This window comes from Mycolicibacterium cosmeticum (genome assembly GCF_000613185.1).
Classification (GTDB): Bacteria; Actinomycetota; Actinomycetes; order Mycobacteriales; family Mycobacteriaceae; genus Mycobacterium; species Mycobacterium cosmeticum.
The window spans coordinates 1,122,225-1,139,819 of record NZ_CCBB010000001.1 but is presented as its reverse complement, the minus strand read 5'-3'; the positions used below and the strand labels follow the sequence as shown (position 1 = coordinate 1,139,819).

General features: G+C 69.8%; 16 protein-coding genes. 14 read left to right on the top strand and 2 right to left on the bottom strand.

Annotated features, from left to right (window positions below):
• Position 1: 1 nt before the first annotated feature.
• The 14 genes from BN977_RS05450 (at position 2) to BN977_RS05385 (ending at position 14,500) form a co-directional block, all read left to right on the top strand.
• The gene (locus BN977_RS05450) at positions 2–796 is read left to right on the top strand and encodes a rhomboid-like protein (protein WP_051561075.1); all 795 of its coding nucleotides are present in this window, start codon (positions 2–4) and stop codon (positions 794–796) included.
• Positions 739–1,830, top strand: coding sequence for a phenylalanine--tRNA ligase subunit alpha (gene pheS / locus BN977_RS05445; protein ID WP_036396629.1), 1,092 nt, complete (start codon positions 739–741; stop codon positions 1,828–1,830). Before BN977_RS05450 ends, pheS begins: the two co-directional genes overlap by 58 nt.
• A complete protein-coding gene (gene pheT, locus BN977_RS05440) occupies positions 1,830–4,316 on the top strand; it encodes a phenylalanine--tRNA ligase subunit beta (RefSeq protein ID WP_036396628.1) in 2,487 nt (828 codons plus the stop codon). The genes pheS and pheT overlap by 1 nt, the downstream gene beginning before the upstream one ends.
• 125 nt (positions 4,317–4,441) lie before the next feature.
• Positions 4,442–5,473: an N-acetyl-gamma-glutamyl-phosphate reductase gene (gene argC / locus BN977_RS05435; RefSeq protein WP_024451863.1), complete on the top strand. Its 1,032-nt coding sequence runs from the start codon at positions 4,442–4,444 to the stop codon at positions 5,471–5,473.
• Positions 5,470–6,684 carry a bifunctional glutamate N-acetyltransferase/amino-acid acetyltransferase ArgJ gene (gene argJ / locus BN977_RS05430; protein ID WP_024451862.1) on the top strand — a complete coding sequence of 405 codons (1,215 nt, stop codon included), beginning with the start codon at positions 5,470–5,472 and terminating at the stop codon, positions 6,682–6,684. The genes argC and argJ overlap by 4 nt, the downstream gene beginning before the upstream one ends.
• Positions 6,681–7,559, top strand: a complete 879-nt coding sequence (gene argB, locus BN977_RS05425) for an acetylglutamate kinase (protein ID WP_024451861.1) — start codon at positions 6,681–6,683, stop codon at positions 7,557–7,559. Before argJ ends, argB begins: the two co-directional genes overlap by 4 nt.
• Positions 7,556–8,716, top strand: coding sequence for an acetylornithine transaminase (locus BN977_RS05420; RefSeq protein WP_024451860.1), 1,161 nt, complete (start codon positions 7,556–7,558; stop codon positions 8,714–8,716). The genes argB and BN977_RS05420 overlap by 4 nt, the downstream gene beginning before the upstream one ends.
• Complete coding sequence (gene argF, locus BN977_RS05415) at positions 8,713–9,636, top strand: ornithine carbamoyltransferase (protein ID WP_024451859.1); 924 nt, start codon at positions 8,713–8,715, stop codon at positions 9,634–9,636. The genes BN977_RS05420 and argF overlap by 4 nt, the downstream gene beginning before the upstream one ends.
• Before the next feature lie 3 nt (positions 9,637–9,639).
• Positions 9,640–10,116 (top strand): arginine repressor, encoded by a 477-nt coding sequence (locus tag BN977_RS05410; protein ID WP_024451858.1) that lies wholly within the window; start codon positions 9,640–9,642, stop codon positions 10,114–10,116.
• Positions 10,117–10,145: 29 nt separating this feature from the next.
• Complete coding sequence (locus BN977_RS05405; RefSeq protein WP_024451857.1) at positions 10,146–11,345, top strand: argininosuccinate synthase; 1,200 nt, start codon at positions 10,146–10,148, stop codon at positions 11,343–11,345.
• A gap of 88 nt (positions 11,346–11,433) precedes the next feature.
• Complete coding sequence (argH, locus tag BN977_RS05400; protein WP_036396627.1) at positions 11,434–12,843, top strand: argininosuccinate lyase; 1,410 nt, start codon at positions 11,434–11,436, stop codon at positions 12,841–12,843.
• Between the two features lie 15 nt (positions 12,844–12,858).
• Positions 12,859–13,476 carry a hypothetical protein gene (locus BN977_RS05395; RefSeq protein WP_036396626.1) on the top strand — a complete coding sequence of 206 codons (618 nt, stop codon included), beginning with the start codon at positions 12,859–12,861 and terminating at the stop codon, positions 13,474–13,476.
• A complete protein-coding gene (locus BN977_RS05390; RefSeq protein ID WP_036396625.1) occupies positions 13,473–14,039 on the top strand; it encodes a hypothetical protein in 567 nt (188 codons plus the stop codon). Before BN977_RS05395 ends, BN977_RS05390 begins: the two co-directional genes overlap by 4 nt.
• Positions 14,036–14,500: a hypothetical protein gene (locus tag BN977_RS05385; protein WP_036396624.1), complete on the top strand. Its 465-nt coding sequence runs from the start codon at positions 14,036–14,038 to the stop codon at positions 14,498–14,500. The genes BN977_RS05390 and BN977_RS05385 overlap by 4 nt, the downstream gene beginning before the upstream one ends.
• On the opposite strand, the gene BN977_RS05380 is transcribed toward BN977_RS05385, so the two are convergent.
• Together BN977_RS05380 and BN977_RS05375 are read right to left on the bottom strand one after the other, a co-directional pair.
• Entirely contained in the window at positions 14,457–15,767 is a 1,311-nt protein-coding gene (locus BN977_RS05380; protein WP_024451852.1) for a hypothetical protein, read from the bottom strand. The two genes, BN977_RS05385 and BN977_RS05380, sit on opposite strands and share 44 nt — an antisense overlap.
• Positions 15,768–15,785: 18 nt before the next feature.
• The gene (locus BN977_RS05375) at positions 15,786–17,573 is read right to left on the bottom strand and encodes an ABC-F family ATP-binding cassette domain-containing protein (protein WP_036396623.1); all 1,788 of its coding nucleotides are present in this window, start codon (positions 17,571–17,573) and stop codon (positions 15,786–15,788) included.
• Positions 17,574–17,595 lie beyond the last annotated feature (22 nt).

The window sequence follows — 17,595 nt, the reverse complement described above, 5'->3', positions numbered from 1 at the left end:
CATGCCGGTGAGATGGGTCTGGGGCTTGCGGGTGACCATCGGCTACGCCGCCGCCCTGGTGATCGTCGCCGGGACCCTCGCCGCGCTGGGGCCCACGGTGCACGACCGAGTGATCCGGCACGCGAGTACCAATCTGCACAACCTGGCGCACGGCCGGATCGGCACCCTGCTCGGCAGCGCCTTCGTCGTCGACGTCGGCGCGATGGCGCTGTGGCTGCCCGGACTGGTGTGCCTGCTGGCCCTGGCCGAATTGCTGTGGCGCAGCCGCAAACTGCTGACCACCTTCCTGATCGCCCATATCGGCGCCACGCTGGTGATCGCGGCCGCGCTGGCCGTCGCCGTGCATCAGGGCTGGATGCCACGCTCGATCACCCGGGCCACCGACGTCGGGATGAGTTACGGCGCGATGGGCGTGCTCGGCATGCTGACGGCCGCCATCCCGCCACGCTGGCGCCCGGCCTGGCTGTGCTGGTGGATCACCCTCGGGGTGGCCGTGGTGGCGGCCAGCCGAGACTTCACCGACGCCGGTCATCTGGTCGCGTTGCTGCTCGGCATGCTGGTCTCGACCCGGCTGGGTGGGCCCGCCCGCTGGACCCGGCCCCGCCTGGGACTGCTGGCCGTCGGGTCGGTCTTCGGCTATCTGGTGGTCGTCGCCTACGCGCCTGCCGTGGTGACCGTCATTGCCGCCGCGGCAGCGCTGGCGGCGGGAGCGCGGCCGGCCGTCGCTATGATCGCCGGGTGGCTGTCCAGACTGAACGACAAGGCGAGCCCGCTGACCTCTCGGAAGAAGCCCTGACCGAGGCTGTCGACGCGGCCCGCGCGGCGTTCGACGCTGCCGCCGATCTGGACGCACTGGCCCGGGCCAAGACCGAACACCTCGGCGACCGTTCGCCGATCGCGTTGGCCCGGCAGGCCCTCGGCACCCTGCCCAAGACCGATCGCGCCGATGCGGGCAAGCGGGTGAACGTCGCCAGGACGCAAGCGCAGCAGGCCTTCGACGACCGGCTGGCCCAGCTGCGCGCCGAACGCGACGCCGCCGTACTCGTCGCCGAACGCATCGACGTGACCCTGCCGTCCACCCGGCAGCCGGTCGGCGCCCGGCACCCGATCACCCTGCTCACCGAGCGCATCGCCGACACCTTTGTCGCCATGGGTTGGGAACTGGCCGAGGGCCCCGAGGTCGAGACCGAGCAGTTCAACTTCGACGCGTTGAACTTCCCGCCGGATCACCCGGCCCGTAGCGAGCAGGACACCTTCCAGATCGCTGCGGTGTCTGATCCCGGCGCTCCGCTTGCCCAGGAAGGCTCCCGGCAGGTGCTGCGCACCCACACCTCCCCGGTGCAGATCCGCGCCCTGCTGGAGCGCGACCTGCCGGTGTACATCATCTCGTTGGGCCGCACCTTCCGTACCGATGAGCTGGACGCCACTCACACCCCGGTGTTCCATCAGGTGGAGGGGTTGGCGGTTGACAAGGGCCTGACCATGGCGCACCTGCGCGGCACGCTGGACGCGCTGGCCCGCGCCGAGTTCGGCCCGGCGGGCCGCACCCGGTTCCGGCCGCACTTCTTCCCGTTCACCGAACCCTCGGCCGAGGTCGACGTCTGGTTCGAGAACAAGAAGGGTGGCCCCGGCTGGGTGGAATGGGGCGGCTGCGGCATGGTGAACCCGAATGTGCTGCGCGCCTGCGGTATCGACCCGGCCGAGTACTCGGGCTTTGCCTTCGGAATGGGATTGGAGCGAACCCTGCAGTTCCGCAACGGGATTCCGGACATGCGCGACATGGTGGAGGGTGACGTGCGCTTCTCGCTGCCGTTCGGAGTGGGCGCCTGATGCGTATTCCGTACAGCTGGCTCCGCGACGTGATCCGGGCCGGCGCGCCGGGCTGGGATCTGGGTGTCGACGAGCTGGAGCAGACGCTGATCCGCATCGGCCACGAGGTCGAGGAGATCCTGCCGGTCGGTCCGGTCACCGGTCCGCTCACCGTGGGCCGGGTCGTCGACATCGAAGAGCTCACCGAGTTCAAGAAGCCGATCCGGGCCTGCAAGGTCGACGTGGGTGAAAGCGAACCCCGCGACATCGTTTGCGGGGCACGCAATTTCGTCGTCGGTGACCTGGTGGCGGTGGCGTTGCCGGGTACAACGCTTCCGGGTGACTTCACCATCGCCAAGCGTAAGACCTATGGCCGCACCTCCGACGGCATGATCTGCTCGGCCGCCGAGCTGAACTTGGGCGCCGACCAGTCCGGCATCATCGTGCTGCCGCCGGGCACCGCCGAACCGGGGGACTCGGGCATCGAGGTGCTGGGGCTCGACGACGTGGTGTTCAACCTCGCGATCACCCCGGACCGCGGTTACTGCTTGTCCATTCGCGGCATGGCCCGCGATATCGCCTGCGCGCTGGACCTCGACTTCGTCGACCCCGCCGACGTCCCTGCGTTGCCGGCGCAGGGTGAGGCCTGGCCGCTGACCATCCAGCCCGGCACCGGGGTGCAGCGGTTCGGGCTGCGGCCCGTCACCGGCATCGACCCGGCCGCGGTGTCGCCGTGGTGGTTGCAACGCCGGCTGCTGCTGTCCGGGATCCGGGCCATCTCGCCCGCGGTGGACGTCACCAACTACGTGATGCTCGAGATCGGGCATCCGATGCACGCCCACGACCGGTCGCTGATCACCGGCGGGTTCACCGTGCGTTTCGCCGAGCAGGGCGAGAAGGTGGTGACGCTCGACGACGTCACCCGCACCCTCAACGCCGGTGACGTGCTGATCGTCGACGACGTGGCCACCGCGGCCATCGGCGGTGTGATGGGCGCCGGCACCACCGAGGTGCGCGACACCACCACCGATGTGCTGCTGGAGGCCGCGGTGTGGGATCCGGCCGCGGTGTCGCGCACCCAGCGCCGCCTGCACCTGACCAGCGAGGCCGGCCGTCGTTACGAGCGCACCGTGGACCCGGCCATCTCGGTCGCGGCCCTGGACCGCTGCGCCAGCCTGCTGGCCGAGATCGCCGGTGGCACAGTCGAACCCACGCTGACCGATTGGCGCGGTGACCCGCCGCGCGCGGACTGGTCGCACCCGCCGGTGAGCATGCCGGTGGATCTGCCCGACCGCACCGCAGGCGTGACCTACGCCGAGGGTGTGACGCCGAAGCGGCTGCGCCAGATCGGCGCGCAGGTGTCGGTGGCCGACGGTGTGGTGACCGCGGTGCCGCCGAGCTGGCGCCCCGATCTGCGGGAACCCGCTGACCTGGTGGAGGAGGTGCTGCGCCTGGAAGGGCTGGACCTCATCCCGTCGGTGCTGCCGCACGCCCCGGCCGGGCGCGGGCTGACCCCGATCCAGAAACGCCGGCGCGCGGTGGGCAAGTCACTCGCCCTGACCGGTTTCGTGGAGGTGCTGCCGACGCCGTTCCTGCCCGCCGGGGTGTTCGACAGCTGGGGTCTGGACCCCGATGATCCGCGCCGGAACACCACCAAGGTGCTCAACCCGCTGGAGGCCGACCGGCCCGAGCTGGCGACGACGCTTCTTCCGGGTCTGCTGGAAGCGTTGGTGCGCAACGTCTCCCGCGGTGCGGTGGACGCCGCGCTGTTCGCCATCGCCGAGGTGGTGCTGCCGACGCCGCAGACCCGTGCGGTGGACCGCATCCCGACCGACCGGCGGCCTACCGACGACGAGATCGCCGCGCTGGACGCCTCGTTGCCGCGTCAGCCCGAACATGTCGGCGTGGTGCTCACCGGGCTGCGCGAGCCGGCCGGCCCGTGGGGGCCGGGCCGCAAGGTCGAGGCGGCCGACGCCTTCGAGGCGGTGCGGGTGATCGGCCGGGCCGTCGGGGTGGACCTCACCCTGCGCGCCGCCCAGGAATTGCCGTGGCATCCGGGCCGCTGCGCCGAAGTGTTCGCCGGAGAGGTGTCCGTCGGTTTCGCCGGGCAGCTGCACCCGGCCGTCGTCGAGCGCGCCGGCCTGCCCAAGGGCACCTGCGCGGTGGAGTTGGACCTGGACGCCATTCCGATCGTGGAACGGCTGCCCGCCCCGTCGGTGTCGCCGTTCCCGGCGGTGTTCCAGGACGTCAGCCTCATCGTCGCCGACGATGTCGCGGCCCAATCGGTCATCGACGTGGTCCGGGCCGGGGCCGGTGAGCTGCTGGAGGATGTCCGGCTGTTCGACGTCTACACCGGTCCGCAGATCGGGGAGGGGCGCAAGTCCCTGACGTTGGCGCTGCGGTTCCGCGCCGCCGACCGCACGCTGACCGAGGACGAGGCCAGCGCCGCCCGCGACGCCGCCGTGGCCGCCGCGGCGGCCCAACTCGGCGCCACCCAACGCGCCTGACTCCTCCCCGCCCAATTGCGCAAATGGGCGGAAAAGTGCGAGTGGAACCGGGCCAAACGTCGATGTCGGCGCGAGCCGATTTAATGAGTTTGCATATCGATGCATAACGATGCAAAGATCGGTGCATGACTTCGGTAGCCGTCGCCGGCGCCAGTGGATATGCCGGCGGTGAGATCCTGCGCCTGTTGCTCGGTCACCCCGCCTACGCCGACGGGCGCCTCACCATCGGAGCCCTGACCGCGGCCGCCAGCGCCGGCACCACCCTGGCCGAGCACCACCCGCACCTGCTGCCGCTGGCCGGCCGGGTGCTGGAAGCCACCGACGCCGATCTGCTGGCCCAGCACGACGTGGTGTTCCTCGGCCTGCCGCACGGGCATTCCGCGGCCCTGGCCGAACAACTCGGCGACACCGTCATCATCGACTGCGGCGCCGACTTCCGGCTCACCGACGCCGCCGACTGGGAGCGGTTCTACGGATCCGCGCACGCCGGCACCTGGCCCTACGGCCTGCCCGAACTGCCCGGCGCGCGGGACAAACTCCGGGGCGCCACCCGGATCGCGGTGCCCGGCTGCTATCCGACGGCCGCGCTGCTGGCGCTGCTGCCCGCCGTCGCCGCCGATCTGGTCGAACCGAACGTGACGGTCGTCGCCGTCAGCGGCGCCTCGGGGGCCGGCAGGTCCGCCAAGGTCGACCTCCTGGGCTCCGAGGTCATCGGATCGGCGCGGGCCTACAACGTCGGCGGCAAGCACCGACACACCCCGGAGATCGCCCAGGGGTTGCGCAGTGTCACCGAGAAAACGGTGACCGTATCTTTTACGCCGGTGCTCATTCCCACCGCCCGCGGCATCCTGGCCACCTGCACCGCCCGCACCGAGGCATCCGAGCAGGAGATCCGCGCCGCCTACGAAAAGGCTTACGGTGACGAACCGTTCGTCCACCTGCTGCCGGAGGGGCAGTTGCCCAAGACCGGGTCGGTGATCGGCAGCAACGCCGCGCAGCTGGCCGTCGCCGTCGATGCCGACGCCAAGACACTGGTCGCCATCAGTGCGATCGACAACCTGACCAAGGGCACCGGAGGTGCCGCCGTGCAATCGATGAACCTGGCCCTCGGCTGGCCCGAAACAGAAGGACTGTCCATCGTGGGAGTGGCACCGTGACATCACAGACGGCGACCGGCAACATCGTCCGGACCCAGGGCGTCACCGCCCCCGCCGGGTTCCGGGCCACCGGAATCTCGGCCGGTATCAAGGCATCCGGCGCACTCGACCTGGCGCTGGTGTTCAACGAGGGGCCGGACTACGGCGCCGCCGGGGTGTTCACCCGTAACCAGATCAAGGCCGCACCGGTGCAGTGGTCGCAGCAGGTGCTCACCACCGGCCGGCTGCGCGCGGTCATCCTCAACTCCGGTGGGGCCAATGCCTGCACCGGCGCACTGGGCTTCCAGGACACCCACGCCACCGCCGAGGCCGTCGCCGCCGCACTGAGCGACTGGGGCACCGAGACCGGCGCCATCGAGGTCGCGGTCTGCTCCACCGGGCTGATCGGCGATCGGCTGCCGATGGACAAGGTGCTGGCCGGTGTCACCGAGATCGTGCACGAGATGGCCGGCGGGCTCACCGGTGGTGAAGAGGCCGCGCGGGCCATCATGACCACCGACACCGTGCCCAAACAGGTGGCGCTGCACCACCCCGGCGATTGGACCGTCGGCGGCATGGCGAAGGGTGCGGGCATGCTGGCCCCGTCGCTGGCCACCATGTTGGTGGTGCTCACCACCGACGCCGTCGCGGACGCCGAGGCGCTGAACACCGCACTCAAGCGCGCCGCGGCCCGCACGTTCGACCGCCTCGATGTGGACGGCAGCTGCTCCACCAACGACACCGTGCTGTTGCTGGCCTCCGGTGCCAGCGAGATCGCGCCCAGCCAAGCCGAACTCGACGACGCCGTGTTCGCGGTGTGCGACGACCTGTGCGCCCAGCTGCAGGCCGACGCCGAAGGCGTCACCAAGCGGGTCACCATCACCGTGCAGGGCGCCGCCGGTGAGGACGACGCCCTGGTCGCCGCCCGCGCCGTGGCCCGCGACAGCCTGGTCAAGACCGCGCTGTTCGGCTCCGACCCGAACTGGGGTCGGGTGTTGGCCGCCGTCGGCATCGCCCCGGTGAAACTGGATCCGCAGCGGATCAGTGTGTCGTTCAACGGTTCTCCGGTCTGCATCGACGGCGCCGGCGCGCCGGGGGCGCGCGAGGTGGACCTGTCCGGCGCCGATATCGAGGTGGTCATCGACCTCGCGGTCGGCAACGACGCGGCCTCCATCAGGACCACCGATCTGTCGCACGGGTACGTCGAAGAGAACTCGGCTTACTCATCGTGACGCGCGAGGCGCCGGTGACCGCCGCAGGGGTTTTCGCGGCGGCGCTGCCGTGGCTCAAACAGCTCAACGGCAAGATCGTCGTCGTCAAGTACGGCGGCAACGCCATGACCGACGACACCCTCAAGGCCGCGTTCGCCGCCGACATGGTGTTCCTGCGCAACTGTGGTGTGCACCCGGTCGTGGTGCACGGCGGCGGCCCGCAGATCAGCGCCATGCTCAAGAAACTCGGCATCGACGGTGAGTTCAAGGGCGGATTCCGGGTCACCACCCCAGAAGTGCTCGACGTGGCGCGGATGGTGCTGTTCGGCCAGGTGGGTCGCGAACTGGTCGGCCTGATCAACGCCCACGGTCCGTACGCGGTGGGCATCACCGGTGAGGACGCCCGCCTGTTCACCGCGGTGCGGCGCAGCGTCCTGGTGGACGGCGTGCCCACCGATATCGGTCTGGTCGGTGACGTCGAGCATGTCAACACCGCGGCGGTGCTGGATCTCATTGCCGCCGGCCGGATTCCGGTGATCTCCACCATCGCCCCCGACAAGGACGGCGTGGTGCACAACATCAACGCCGACACCGCGGCGGCAGCCGTGGCCGAGGCGCTCGGCGCCGAGAAGCTGCTGATGCTCACCGATGTCGAAGGCCTCTACACCGACTGGCCGGACCGCGCGTCGCTGGTCAGCGAAATCGACACCGCCGCACTGACCCAGCTGCTGCCGAAACTCGAATCGGGCATGGTGCCCAAGATCGAGGCGTGCTTGCGGGCGGTGAACAACGGGGTCCCCAGCGCACACGTCATCGACGGCCGCGTCGAACATTGTGTCCTCGTCGAACTTCTCACCGACGAAGGCACCGGAACCAAGGTGGTGAAACCCTCGTGACACTTCAGCAGCGCTGGGAAGCGGTGATGATGAACAACTACGGCACGCCGCCGCTGGCCCTGGCCGGCGGGGACGGCGCGGTGGTCACCGACACCGACGGCAAGTCCTACCTGGACCTGCTCGGCGGGATCGCGGTCAACGTGCTGGGCCACCGCCACCCCGCGGTCATCGAGGCCGTCACCACCCAGCTCGACACCCTGGGCCACACCTCGAATCTCTATGCCACCGAACCCGGTATCGCGCTGGCCGAAAAGCTGGTCGGGCACCTCGGCCAGCCCGCGAGGGCCTTCTTCTGCAACTCCGGTACCGAGGCCAACGAGGTCGCGTTCAAGATCACCCGGCTCACCGGCCGCACCAAAGTCGTTGCGGCAGAGGGTGGATTCCACGGCCGGACGATGGGATCGCTGGCGCTGACCGGCCAGCCGGCCAAGCGCGCGCCGTTCGAACCGCTGCCCGGTGAGGTCACCTTCGTGCCCTACGGCGACGTCGACGCACTCGAACGCGTCGTCGACGACACCACCGCGGCGGTGTTCCTCGAACCGATCATGGGGGAGGGCGGCGTGGTCGTCCCGCCCCCCGGCTACCTGGTCAAGGCGCGCGAGATCACCGCGAAACACGGTGCGCTGCTGGTGCTCGACGAGGTGCAGACCGGCGTCGGGCGCACCGGTGCCTTCTACGCGCACCAGCACGACGGCATCACCCCCGATATCGTCACGCTGGCCAAGGGGCTGGGCGGTGGCCTGCCGATCGGTGCCTGCCTGGCCATCGGGGCAACCGGTGATCTGCTCACCCCCGGCCTGCACGGCAGCACCTTCGGCGGCAACCCGGTGTGCACCGCGGCCGCCCTGGGCGTGCTCAAGGCGCTCGCCGAGCACGACCTGATCGCCAAGGCCGGTGTGCTGGGCAAGACCCTGAGCCACGGCATCGAGGAACTCGGCCACCCGCTGGTCGCCCACGTCCGCGGCAAGGGCCTGCTGCAGGGCATCGTGCTGACCCAGCCCAACGCCAAGGCGGTCGAAACCAATGCCCGCGACGCCGGGTTCCTGGTGAACGCCGCCGCGCCCGACGTGGTGCGGCTGGCCCCGCCCCTGATCATCACCGAAGCGCAGATCGATCAGTTCCTCACCGCCCTTCCCGAGATACTGGATGCCTCATGACGCTGCGACACTTCCTCCGCGACGACGACCTGAGCCCGGCCGAGCAGGCCGAGGTGCTGGCCCTGGCCGCCGAATTGAAAAAGGAGCCGTTCAGCCGCCGGCCGCTGGAGGGCCCGCGCGGGGTGGCGGTGATCTTCGAGAAGAACTCCACCCGCACCCGGTTCTCGTTCGAGATGGGTATCGCGCAGCTGGGCGGGCACGCCATCGTCGTCGACGGACGCAGCACCCAGCTGGGACGCGAGGAAACGCTCGAGGACACCGGGGTGGTGCTGTCGCGGTACGTGGACGCCATCGTGTGGCGCACCTTCGCCCAGGAACGCCTGACCGCCATGGCCTCCGGTTCGACCGTGCCGATCGTCAACGCGCTGTCCGACGAATTCCACCCGTGCCAGGTGCTGGCCGATCTGCAGACCCTGGCCGAGCGCAAGGGTGAGCTGACGGGGCTGAAGATGACCTACTTCGGCGACGGCGCCAACAACATGGCGCACTCGCTGATGCTGGGCGGTGTGACCGCGGGCATCCACGTCACCATCGCCGCGCCCGCCGGCTTCGAACCGCATCCGCAGTTCGTCGACGCCGCCAGGCGCCGTGCCGCCGAAACCGGCGCCACCGTGACCGTCAGCAGCGATCCGAAGGTCGCCGCGGAAGGCGTCGACGTCCTGGTCACCGACACCTGGACGTCGATGGGCCAGGAGAACGACGGGCTGGACCGGGTGCGGCCGTTCCGGCCGTTCCAGGTCAACAGCGAGCTGCTCACCCTCGCCGACCCGGAAGCCGTTGTGCTGCACTGCCTTCCCGCGCACCGCGGACACGAGATCACCGACGAGGTGATGGACGGTCCGCAGAGCGCGGTGTTCGACGAGGCCGAGAACCGGTTGCACGCGCAGAAGGCGTTGCTGGTCTGGTTGCTGGAGCGATAACCCATGAGCACCCCGACCCGGGTCGGACGCCAGGCCCGCATCGTCGCGCTGTTGTCCGCGAACGCGGTGAGCAGTCAGAGCGAGCTGGCCGCGATGCTCGCCGAGGAGGGAATCGAGGTCACCCAGGCGACGCTGTCGCGTGACCTGGAGGAGCTCGGTGCGGTGAAACTCCGCGGCGCCGACGGCGGGGTGGGCGTGTACGTGGTGCCCGAGGACGGCAGCCCGGTGCGCGGGGTGTCCGGCGGCACCGAACGGGTGACCAAGCTGCTGGGTGAGCTGCTGGTGTCCACCGACGCCAGCGCCAACCTGGCCGTGCTGCGTACCCCGCCGGGGGCGGCGCACTACCTGGCCAGCGCCATCGACCGGGCATCGTTGCCCCAGGTGGTGGGAACGGTCGCCGGTGATGACACCATCTTCGTGATAGCGCGCGAGCCGATGACCGGCGCCGAGCTCGCGACCATGTTCGAGAACTTGAAATAGCAGTACAGAGAAATAAGGGAGATCAACGAATGTCCGAACGCGTCATCCTGGCGTATTCCGGCGGTCTGGACACCTCGGTCGCGATCAGCTGGATCGGCAAGGAGACCGGGCGCGAGGTGGTGGCCGTGGCCATCGACCTGGGCCAGGGCGGCGAGGATATGGAGGTCGTGCGGCAGCGTGCGCTGGACTGCGGCGCCGTCGAGGCCGTCGTCGTCGACGCCCGGGACGAGTTCGCCGACGAGTACTGCCTGCCGACCATCCAGTCCAACGCGCTGTACATGGACCGGTACCCGCTGGTGTCGGCCATCAGCCGGCCGCTGATCGTCAAGCACCTGGTCAAGGCCGCCCGCGAGCACGGCGGCGGCACCGTCGCCCACGGTTGCACCGGTAAGGGCAACGACCAGGTGCGCTTCGAGGTCGGATTCGCTTCGCTGGCACCGGATCTGCAGGTGCTGGCTCCCGTCCGGGATTACGCCTGGACCCGGGAGAAGGCCATCGCCTTCGCCGAGGAGAACGACATCCCGATCAACGTCACCAAGCGCTCGCCGTTCTCGATCGACCAGAACGTGTGGGGCCGTGCGGTGGAAACCGGCTTCCTGGAACACCTCTGGAACGCCCCGACCAAGGACGTCTACGACTACACCGAGGACCCGACGCTCAACTGGAGCACCCCCGACGAGGTGATCGTCGGCTTCGAGCGCGGTGTGCCGGTCTCCATCGACGGCCGCCCGGTCACGGTCCTGCAGGCCATCGAGGAGCTCAACCGGCGGGCCGGAGCCCAGGGCGTGGGCCGGCTCGACGTGGTGGAGGACCGCCTGGTCGGCATCAAGAGCCGCGAGATCTACGAGGCGCCCGGCGCCATGGTGCTGATCACCGCGCACACCGAGCTGGAGCACGTCACCCTGGAGCGCGAACTAGGTCGCTACAAGCGCGGCACCGACCAGAAGTGGGGCGAGCTGGTCTACGACGGCCTCTGGTACTCACCGCTCAAGCGCGCCCTGGAGGCGTTCGTCGCGCACACCCAGGAGCACGTCACCGGCGAGATCCGGCTGGTGCTGCACGGCGGGCACATCGCCGTCAACGGCCGGCGCAGCCCGACCTCGCTGTACGACTTCAACCTGGCCACCTACGACGAGGGCGACAGCTTCGACCAGTCGTCGGCCAAGGGCTTCGTGCACGTGCACGGTCTGTCGTCCAAGATCTCGGCCAAGCGCGACCTGGGCTTGTGACCTTCATTCCGCGAGCGGCCGTGTTTGCACAGCGACACGCCGCATTGGGTGTACAAATGGGGCCGCTCGCGGACGGGATAGGACAGAAATGAGCACCAACGAAGGTTCCCTGTGGGGCGGCCGGTTCGCCGACGGGCCATCCGTTGCCCTTGCCGCACTGAGTAAATCGACGCATTTCGACTGGGTGCTGGCCCCGTACGACGTCACCGCCTCCAAGGCGCACGCCCGGGTGCTGCACCGCGCCGGGTTGCTCACCGACGAGCAGCGCGACGGGTTGCTCGCCGGTCTGGACAGCCTGGGCTCCGACGTCGCCGACGGCAGTTTCGGTCCGCTGCCCACCGACGAGGACGTGCACGGGGCGCTGGAACGCGGTCTCATCGACCGGGTCGGCCCCGAGCTGGGCGGCCGGCTGCGGGCCGGCCGGTCACGCAATGACCAGGTCGCCACCCTGTTCCGGATGTGGCTGCGCGACGCGATCAAGACCGTCGGCGCCGGCGTGCTCGACGTGGCCGCCGCGCTGGCCACCCAGGCCGCCGCCCACCCGACGGCGATCATGCCGGGCAAGACACACCTGCAGTCGGCGCAGCCGGTGCTGCTGGCGCATCATCTGCTGGCCCACGCCCACCCGCTGCTGCGCGACGCCGACCGGCTGATCGACCTGGACAAGCGGGCGGCGGTGTCCCCGTACGGATCCGGCGCGCTGGCCGGGTCCTCGCTGGGCCTGGACCCCGACGCCATCGCCGACGAACTCGGATTCGCCACGGCCGCGGACAATTCCATCGACGCCACCGCGGCACGGGATTTCGCCGCCGAGGCGGCGTTCGTGTTCGCGATGATCGCGGTGGATCTGTCCCGGCTGGCCGAGGACGTCATCCTTTGGAGCACCACCGAATTCGGCTACGTGAAACTGCACGACGCCTGGTCGACCGGCAGCTCGATCATGCCGCAGAAGAAGAACCCGGACATCGCCGAACTTGCCCGCGGCAAGTCCGGCCGGCTGATCGGAAATCTCGCCGGGCTGCTGGCCACGCTGAAGGCGCAACCGCTGGCCTACAACCGGGACCTGCAGGAGGACAAGGAGCCGGTCTTCGACTCGGTGGCGCAGCTGAACCTGTTGTTGCCCGCGATGGCCGGGCTGGTCGGCACCCTCACCTTCGACACCGACCGGATGGCGCAGTTGGCGCCGCTGGGCTACACGCTGGCCACCGACATCGCCGAATGGATGGTGCGCCAAGGTATTCCGTTCCGCGTCGCGCACGAAGCCGCCGGAGCGGCGGTCAAGGCCGCCGAATCGCGCGGTGTCGGGCTGGAGGAACTCGCCGACGACGAACTCGCCGGCATCCATCCCGGCCTGACCGCGCAGGTGCGCGAGGTGCTCACCATCGCGGGCTCGGTCGATTCCCGGGACGCCAGGGGCGGCACCGCGCCGGTCCAGGTGGCCCGCCAACTCGGCATCGTGCGGGACACGTTGGATCGCCTGCGGATCGGACTGCGCTAGGTACTATCGGCAGCCATGGAGCCCGGGGGGAGCGCCGCCACACCGACCGTGGGTGTCCGGCAGCGTCTTTGGCGCTGGGTCTCGGGATGGGGTCTCAAGGAGTGGCGCCGGGTGGCGTTGGTGGCCGTGCTTGCCGGCACCGCGGCCTTCGGGGGCCTGGACACCGTCAACGACCACATCACCGATATCGCGCCCGGCGAGGCGTTCGACACCGGTGAGTTCGAGCTGACCGTGCACCGGGCCACCCTGGTCAGCGAGGTGCGCGCCGGTCCGCGCGTGCTCTACCGGCAGGAGCCGGGCAGCCGCTACCTCGGCCTGGTGGTCACCGCCCGCAATATCGGCACGTTGCCCGGTGTGGTGGACAAGCCGATCCGGCTGGTCGACCAGCTGGCCGCCCAGGTGCTGGCCGCCATGCGGCTGGCCGACGGAACGATCGCCGGACGGCTGGGTCCCGGCCTCACCGACGACATCGTGCTGCTGTGGCGGCTGCCCGAGGACGCGCTCGCCGTCGGGGCGCAGTTGCCGGTCCGGGTCTACAAGGAGGTCCGCAAGGCGAATATCACCGCCGGTCAGGCGTGGGTGCGCGGTGACGACTATGCCCGGTTGACCGTTCCCGTGCGGGGCCGACCGTGAGGCGGGCGCTGTATGCGCTGGCCAGCACCGTGGTGATCGCGGCGGCGGCGTGGATGTGGCACAACCTGCCCACACCCGACCAGGTGTACGGCTCCTTCGACGTACATGCCGGCATGGGCCAGCGGGCCACCGGCGACGCGATCACGGCCCAAGTCACCGGTGTACGCATCGGCCCACGGATCCTCAAGAAGCAGTACCGGCCCGCCCTCGTCGACGCCCTCGGCACCTGGGTCGCCATCGACGGGGAGGCCATGACCACCCGGGCCGACGATGTGCCCACCGTCGACCTGCTGGTCGGCCCGAACACGTACGTACCGACCAACCGGCTCGGCTTCACCGCCCTCACCGGCAATCTGAGTCCCGGTATCGCCGTGCGGAGTTCGTGGATCTTCGATGTGCCGCCGGAACTCGTCGCGCCCGGCGCGCAGACCATCACCCTGCGGGTCTGGGTGGACGACTGGCGTCAGGACTCCCGACTGGTCATCGCGATCCCGCTCGACGATCCGCGGGTAGGGCGCACCGACGTCATCGACTTCGGACCCGCCACGCAGGTCGGCACATGACCGTCCGGCTCTGGCAGCGCAACCTCATCGGCACCGCGGTCGCCGCGGCGGCGCTCGCGGTGATCGTGGTGACCACCGTGGCACCGGCGTGGCGGAACTACGAGCGCACCGTGCAACCCGCCCATATCGCCGCGCCCCACCGGTCGATCGACGTCGACGGGCAGACCTGGTCGATCCGCACCGTCAGCCGCTCGACGCGGGCGGCCGGGTCCGGCGCGGCGTTGCCCGAGGGCACCGTCCTGATGAACGTCGTCGTCGAACGGTCGGGAGCGCCGGCGGACGGCTTCGGCTGCACCGGCTACCTGATCCAGGGCGACCGGTCCTGGCGGGCGTCGGCCGGCCCGCCCTGCGGTGCGGCGGTGACGATGCCGTGGAGCTTCCTCATCCCGGCGAGCGCGGAACCCGACGCGGTAGACGTCACGAAATCGGATGGCTCGATTCTGATTCGACTGCGGTTGTAGCCGGTGCCGACGCCGGGGTGCGCTGCAGGCACCACGCCAGCGCGGTCGCGATGAGGCAGATCCGCAACGGTTCGATGATCGAATGCGACACCAGCGCCAGCGCATCCCAGGTGCCGTACCAGAACGTGACGTCGTGTGGCCCCAGCAACCAGGCCATCCCGCGCAGCAGATAGCCCGAACCCAGCTGTGCGCGGTAGAAGCTGCCCGACATGTCCAGCCAGGCCAACCCCAGATAACCCAGCACGTACAGCGCCAGCGCGAGTACGCCCGCGGCCGCGATGACGTGCGCCGAGTCGGTGATCGGCTTGAACTTGCCGATCTGACCGGTCAGCTGGTCGTACACCTCGGTGCGGACCTTGCCCGGAATGCGTTTCCAGCCGGTGCTCAGCCGCGTGCGGGTGGTCTGGGATCGGTCGATCCAGCGGCCCAACCGATCGCCGCCGACCCGGCGCGCCGCGGCCTGCCAATCGGTTTTCGCCGTCGCGCCGTACACGATGCACGCCACCGCAAGCCAGATCAGCGGGACCGCGGCCCCGCCGAACGCGGTCTTGACCGCCCACACCGCGCCGTCCCACAGTGATTCCAGCGGCGCGAAATGCGAGAAGACGCTTTCCCGAGTGTGGTTGAACCACACGACGATCCGGCGTTCGGACAGCCACGCAGACGGATTGATCAGCAGCGTCAGACCGTGACTGGCCGACACCGTCAGCACCAGGAACACCCACAGCGCGTCCAGGTACACCCGGATGGGCAGCAGCCAGGCCGGCGCACGGTCCTTGAGCCGGCCGAGGACCAGCCGGGCCACCAAGGCGACGACGATGACGACGACGGTGACCGTGCTGACCGGCAGCATGTCCGGTTCCAGCTCGGTGGGTGCGTCGGACGTGAACACCTCGTCGAGTTGATAGTCACCGGCGCGGTAGACGAAGGTCAGCCAGTCCTCCCGGAACATCTGCCAGGCCAGGTAGATCGCGAAGAACGGCACGATGATGGTGGCGAAGATGTCGATCTGGCGTGCCGAGCGCCGCGGCAGACCGGCCAGCACCGGGATGCCCGGCCGGATCACCAGGAACATCGCGACGTAGGACCCGAGCCGGGCCATGCCGGCCAGCGGCATGATCAGCGACGCCCACAGGTAGTTGTCGTACCCGGCCCACGCCGCCCACTCGATGGCGCCGATCCGGCCGAGGTAGCCGAGCAGGTAGCACGCCACCAACTGCGGGAAATAACGCACGCACAGCGTCACCGGCATCAGCAGATAGCGCACCGCCTCATGGTAGCGAGGTCAGCCCAGCTGTTCGGTGAGCTCCAGCCACTTCTCCTCGAGCTGTTCGACCTCGGCTTCCAGCTCACGCAGCTCACCGGTAAGCCGTTGCAGCCCTTCGTAATCGCCCTGATCGTGCTCGGCAAGCCGGTGGTGGGCGGTGTCGATCAGACCGGTCAGCTTCTCCAACCGGCGCTCGATCGAGGCGATCTCCTTCTGCGCGGCCCGCAGATCGGCGCCCGACAACCCTTCCCGAGCCTCGGTTTTCGCCGGCGCGGCACCGGTCTGGGCGGCGTGCGCGGCCCGCAGCCGCAGATACTCGTCCACGCCGCCGGGCAGGTGGCGCAGCCGGCCGCCGAGGATGCCGTACTGCTGATCGGTGACCCGCTCCAGGAAATACCGATCATGGCTCACCACGATCAAGGTTCCCGGCCAGGAATCCAGCAGGTCTTCCATCGCCGCCAGCATGTCGGTGTCCAGGTCGTTGGTCGGCTCGTCGAGGATCAGCACGTTGGGCTGCTCGAGCAGGATGAGCAGCAGCTGCAGCCGGCGCTGCTGACCACCGGAGAGGTCCTTGACCGGGGTGGACAGCTGCGCACTGGCGAATCCGAGCCGCTCCAGCAGCTGGCTGGGGGTCAGCTCCTGGGCCTTGGAACCCGCCCCGAACGTGTAGGTGGTGGCCAGCCGGGCCAGCACCACCCGCACCGGCTCGTCCAGATGCTCGGCGAGCTTGTCCACACTCTGGGTCAGCGCCGCCACCTTCACCGTCTTGCCGCGTTTCACCCGGCCCGCGGTCGGCTGCACCGTGCCGTCGATCAGGCCCAGCAGCGTGGATTTACCCGCACCGTTGACGCCCAGGATGCCGGTGCGCTCGCCGGGGGCGATGCGCCATTCGACCTCGTGCAGCACCTCGCGGCCGTCGTAGCTCACCGACGCGTCGAGCAGATCGACGACCTGCTTGCCCAGTCGGGTGACCGCCAGCGATTGCAGTGCCACCTTGTCCCGGATCTCCGGAACGTCGGCGATCAGGGCGTTGGCCGCGTCGATGCGGAACTTCGGCTTGGAGGTCCGCGCCGGGGCGCCGCGGCGCAGCCAGGCCAGTTCCTTGCGGGCCAGGTTCTGCCGGCGCGCCTCCACCGCGGCGGCCTGCCGGTCCCGCTCCACGCGCTGCAGGATGTATGCGGCGTAGCCGCCCTCGAACGGTTCGACGATGCGGTCGTGCACCTCCCAGGTGGTCGTGCAGATCTCGTCGAGGAACCAGCGGTCGTGCGTCACCACCAGCAGCCCGCCGGCGTTGGCGCTCCACCTTCGCTTCAGATGGTCGGCCAGCCAGGTGATGGCCTCCACGTCGAGATGGTTGGTGGGTTCGTCGAGCGCCAGCACGTCATGATCGCCGGCCAGCAACCGCGCCAGCGCGACGCGCCGGCGCTGCCCACCCGACAGGGTGCCCAGCACCGCCTGCCAGTCCAGGTCGCCGAGCAGCCCGGCGATGACGTCGCGCCCGCGCGGGTCGCCCGCCCACTCGTGCTCGGGAACATCGCCGACCACCGCGTGCCCGACGGTGTCGGTCGGGTCCAGCGTGTCGGCCTGGTCGAGGACGCCGATGCGCACCCCGCCCCGCACGGTGACCCGGCCGCCGTCGGGGCGCACCCGTCCGGCCAGCATGCCGAGCAGGCTGGATTTGCCGTCGCCGTTGCGACCGACGATGCCGATGCGGTCACCTTCGTTCACGCCCAGGGAGACGGAGTCGAAGACGACCTTGGTGGGGTATTCCAGATGAAGGGCCTCGGCCCCGAGAAGATGCGCCATGTCCCCACCAGGCTAGGCGGGC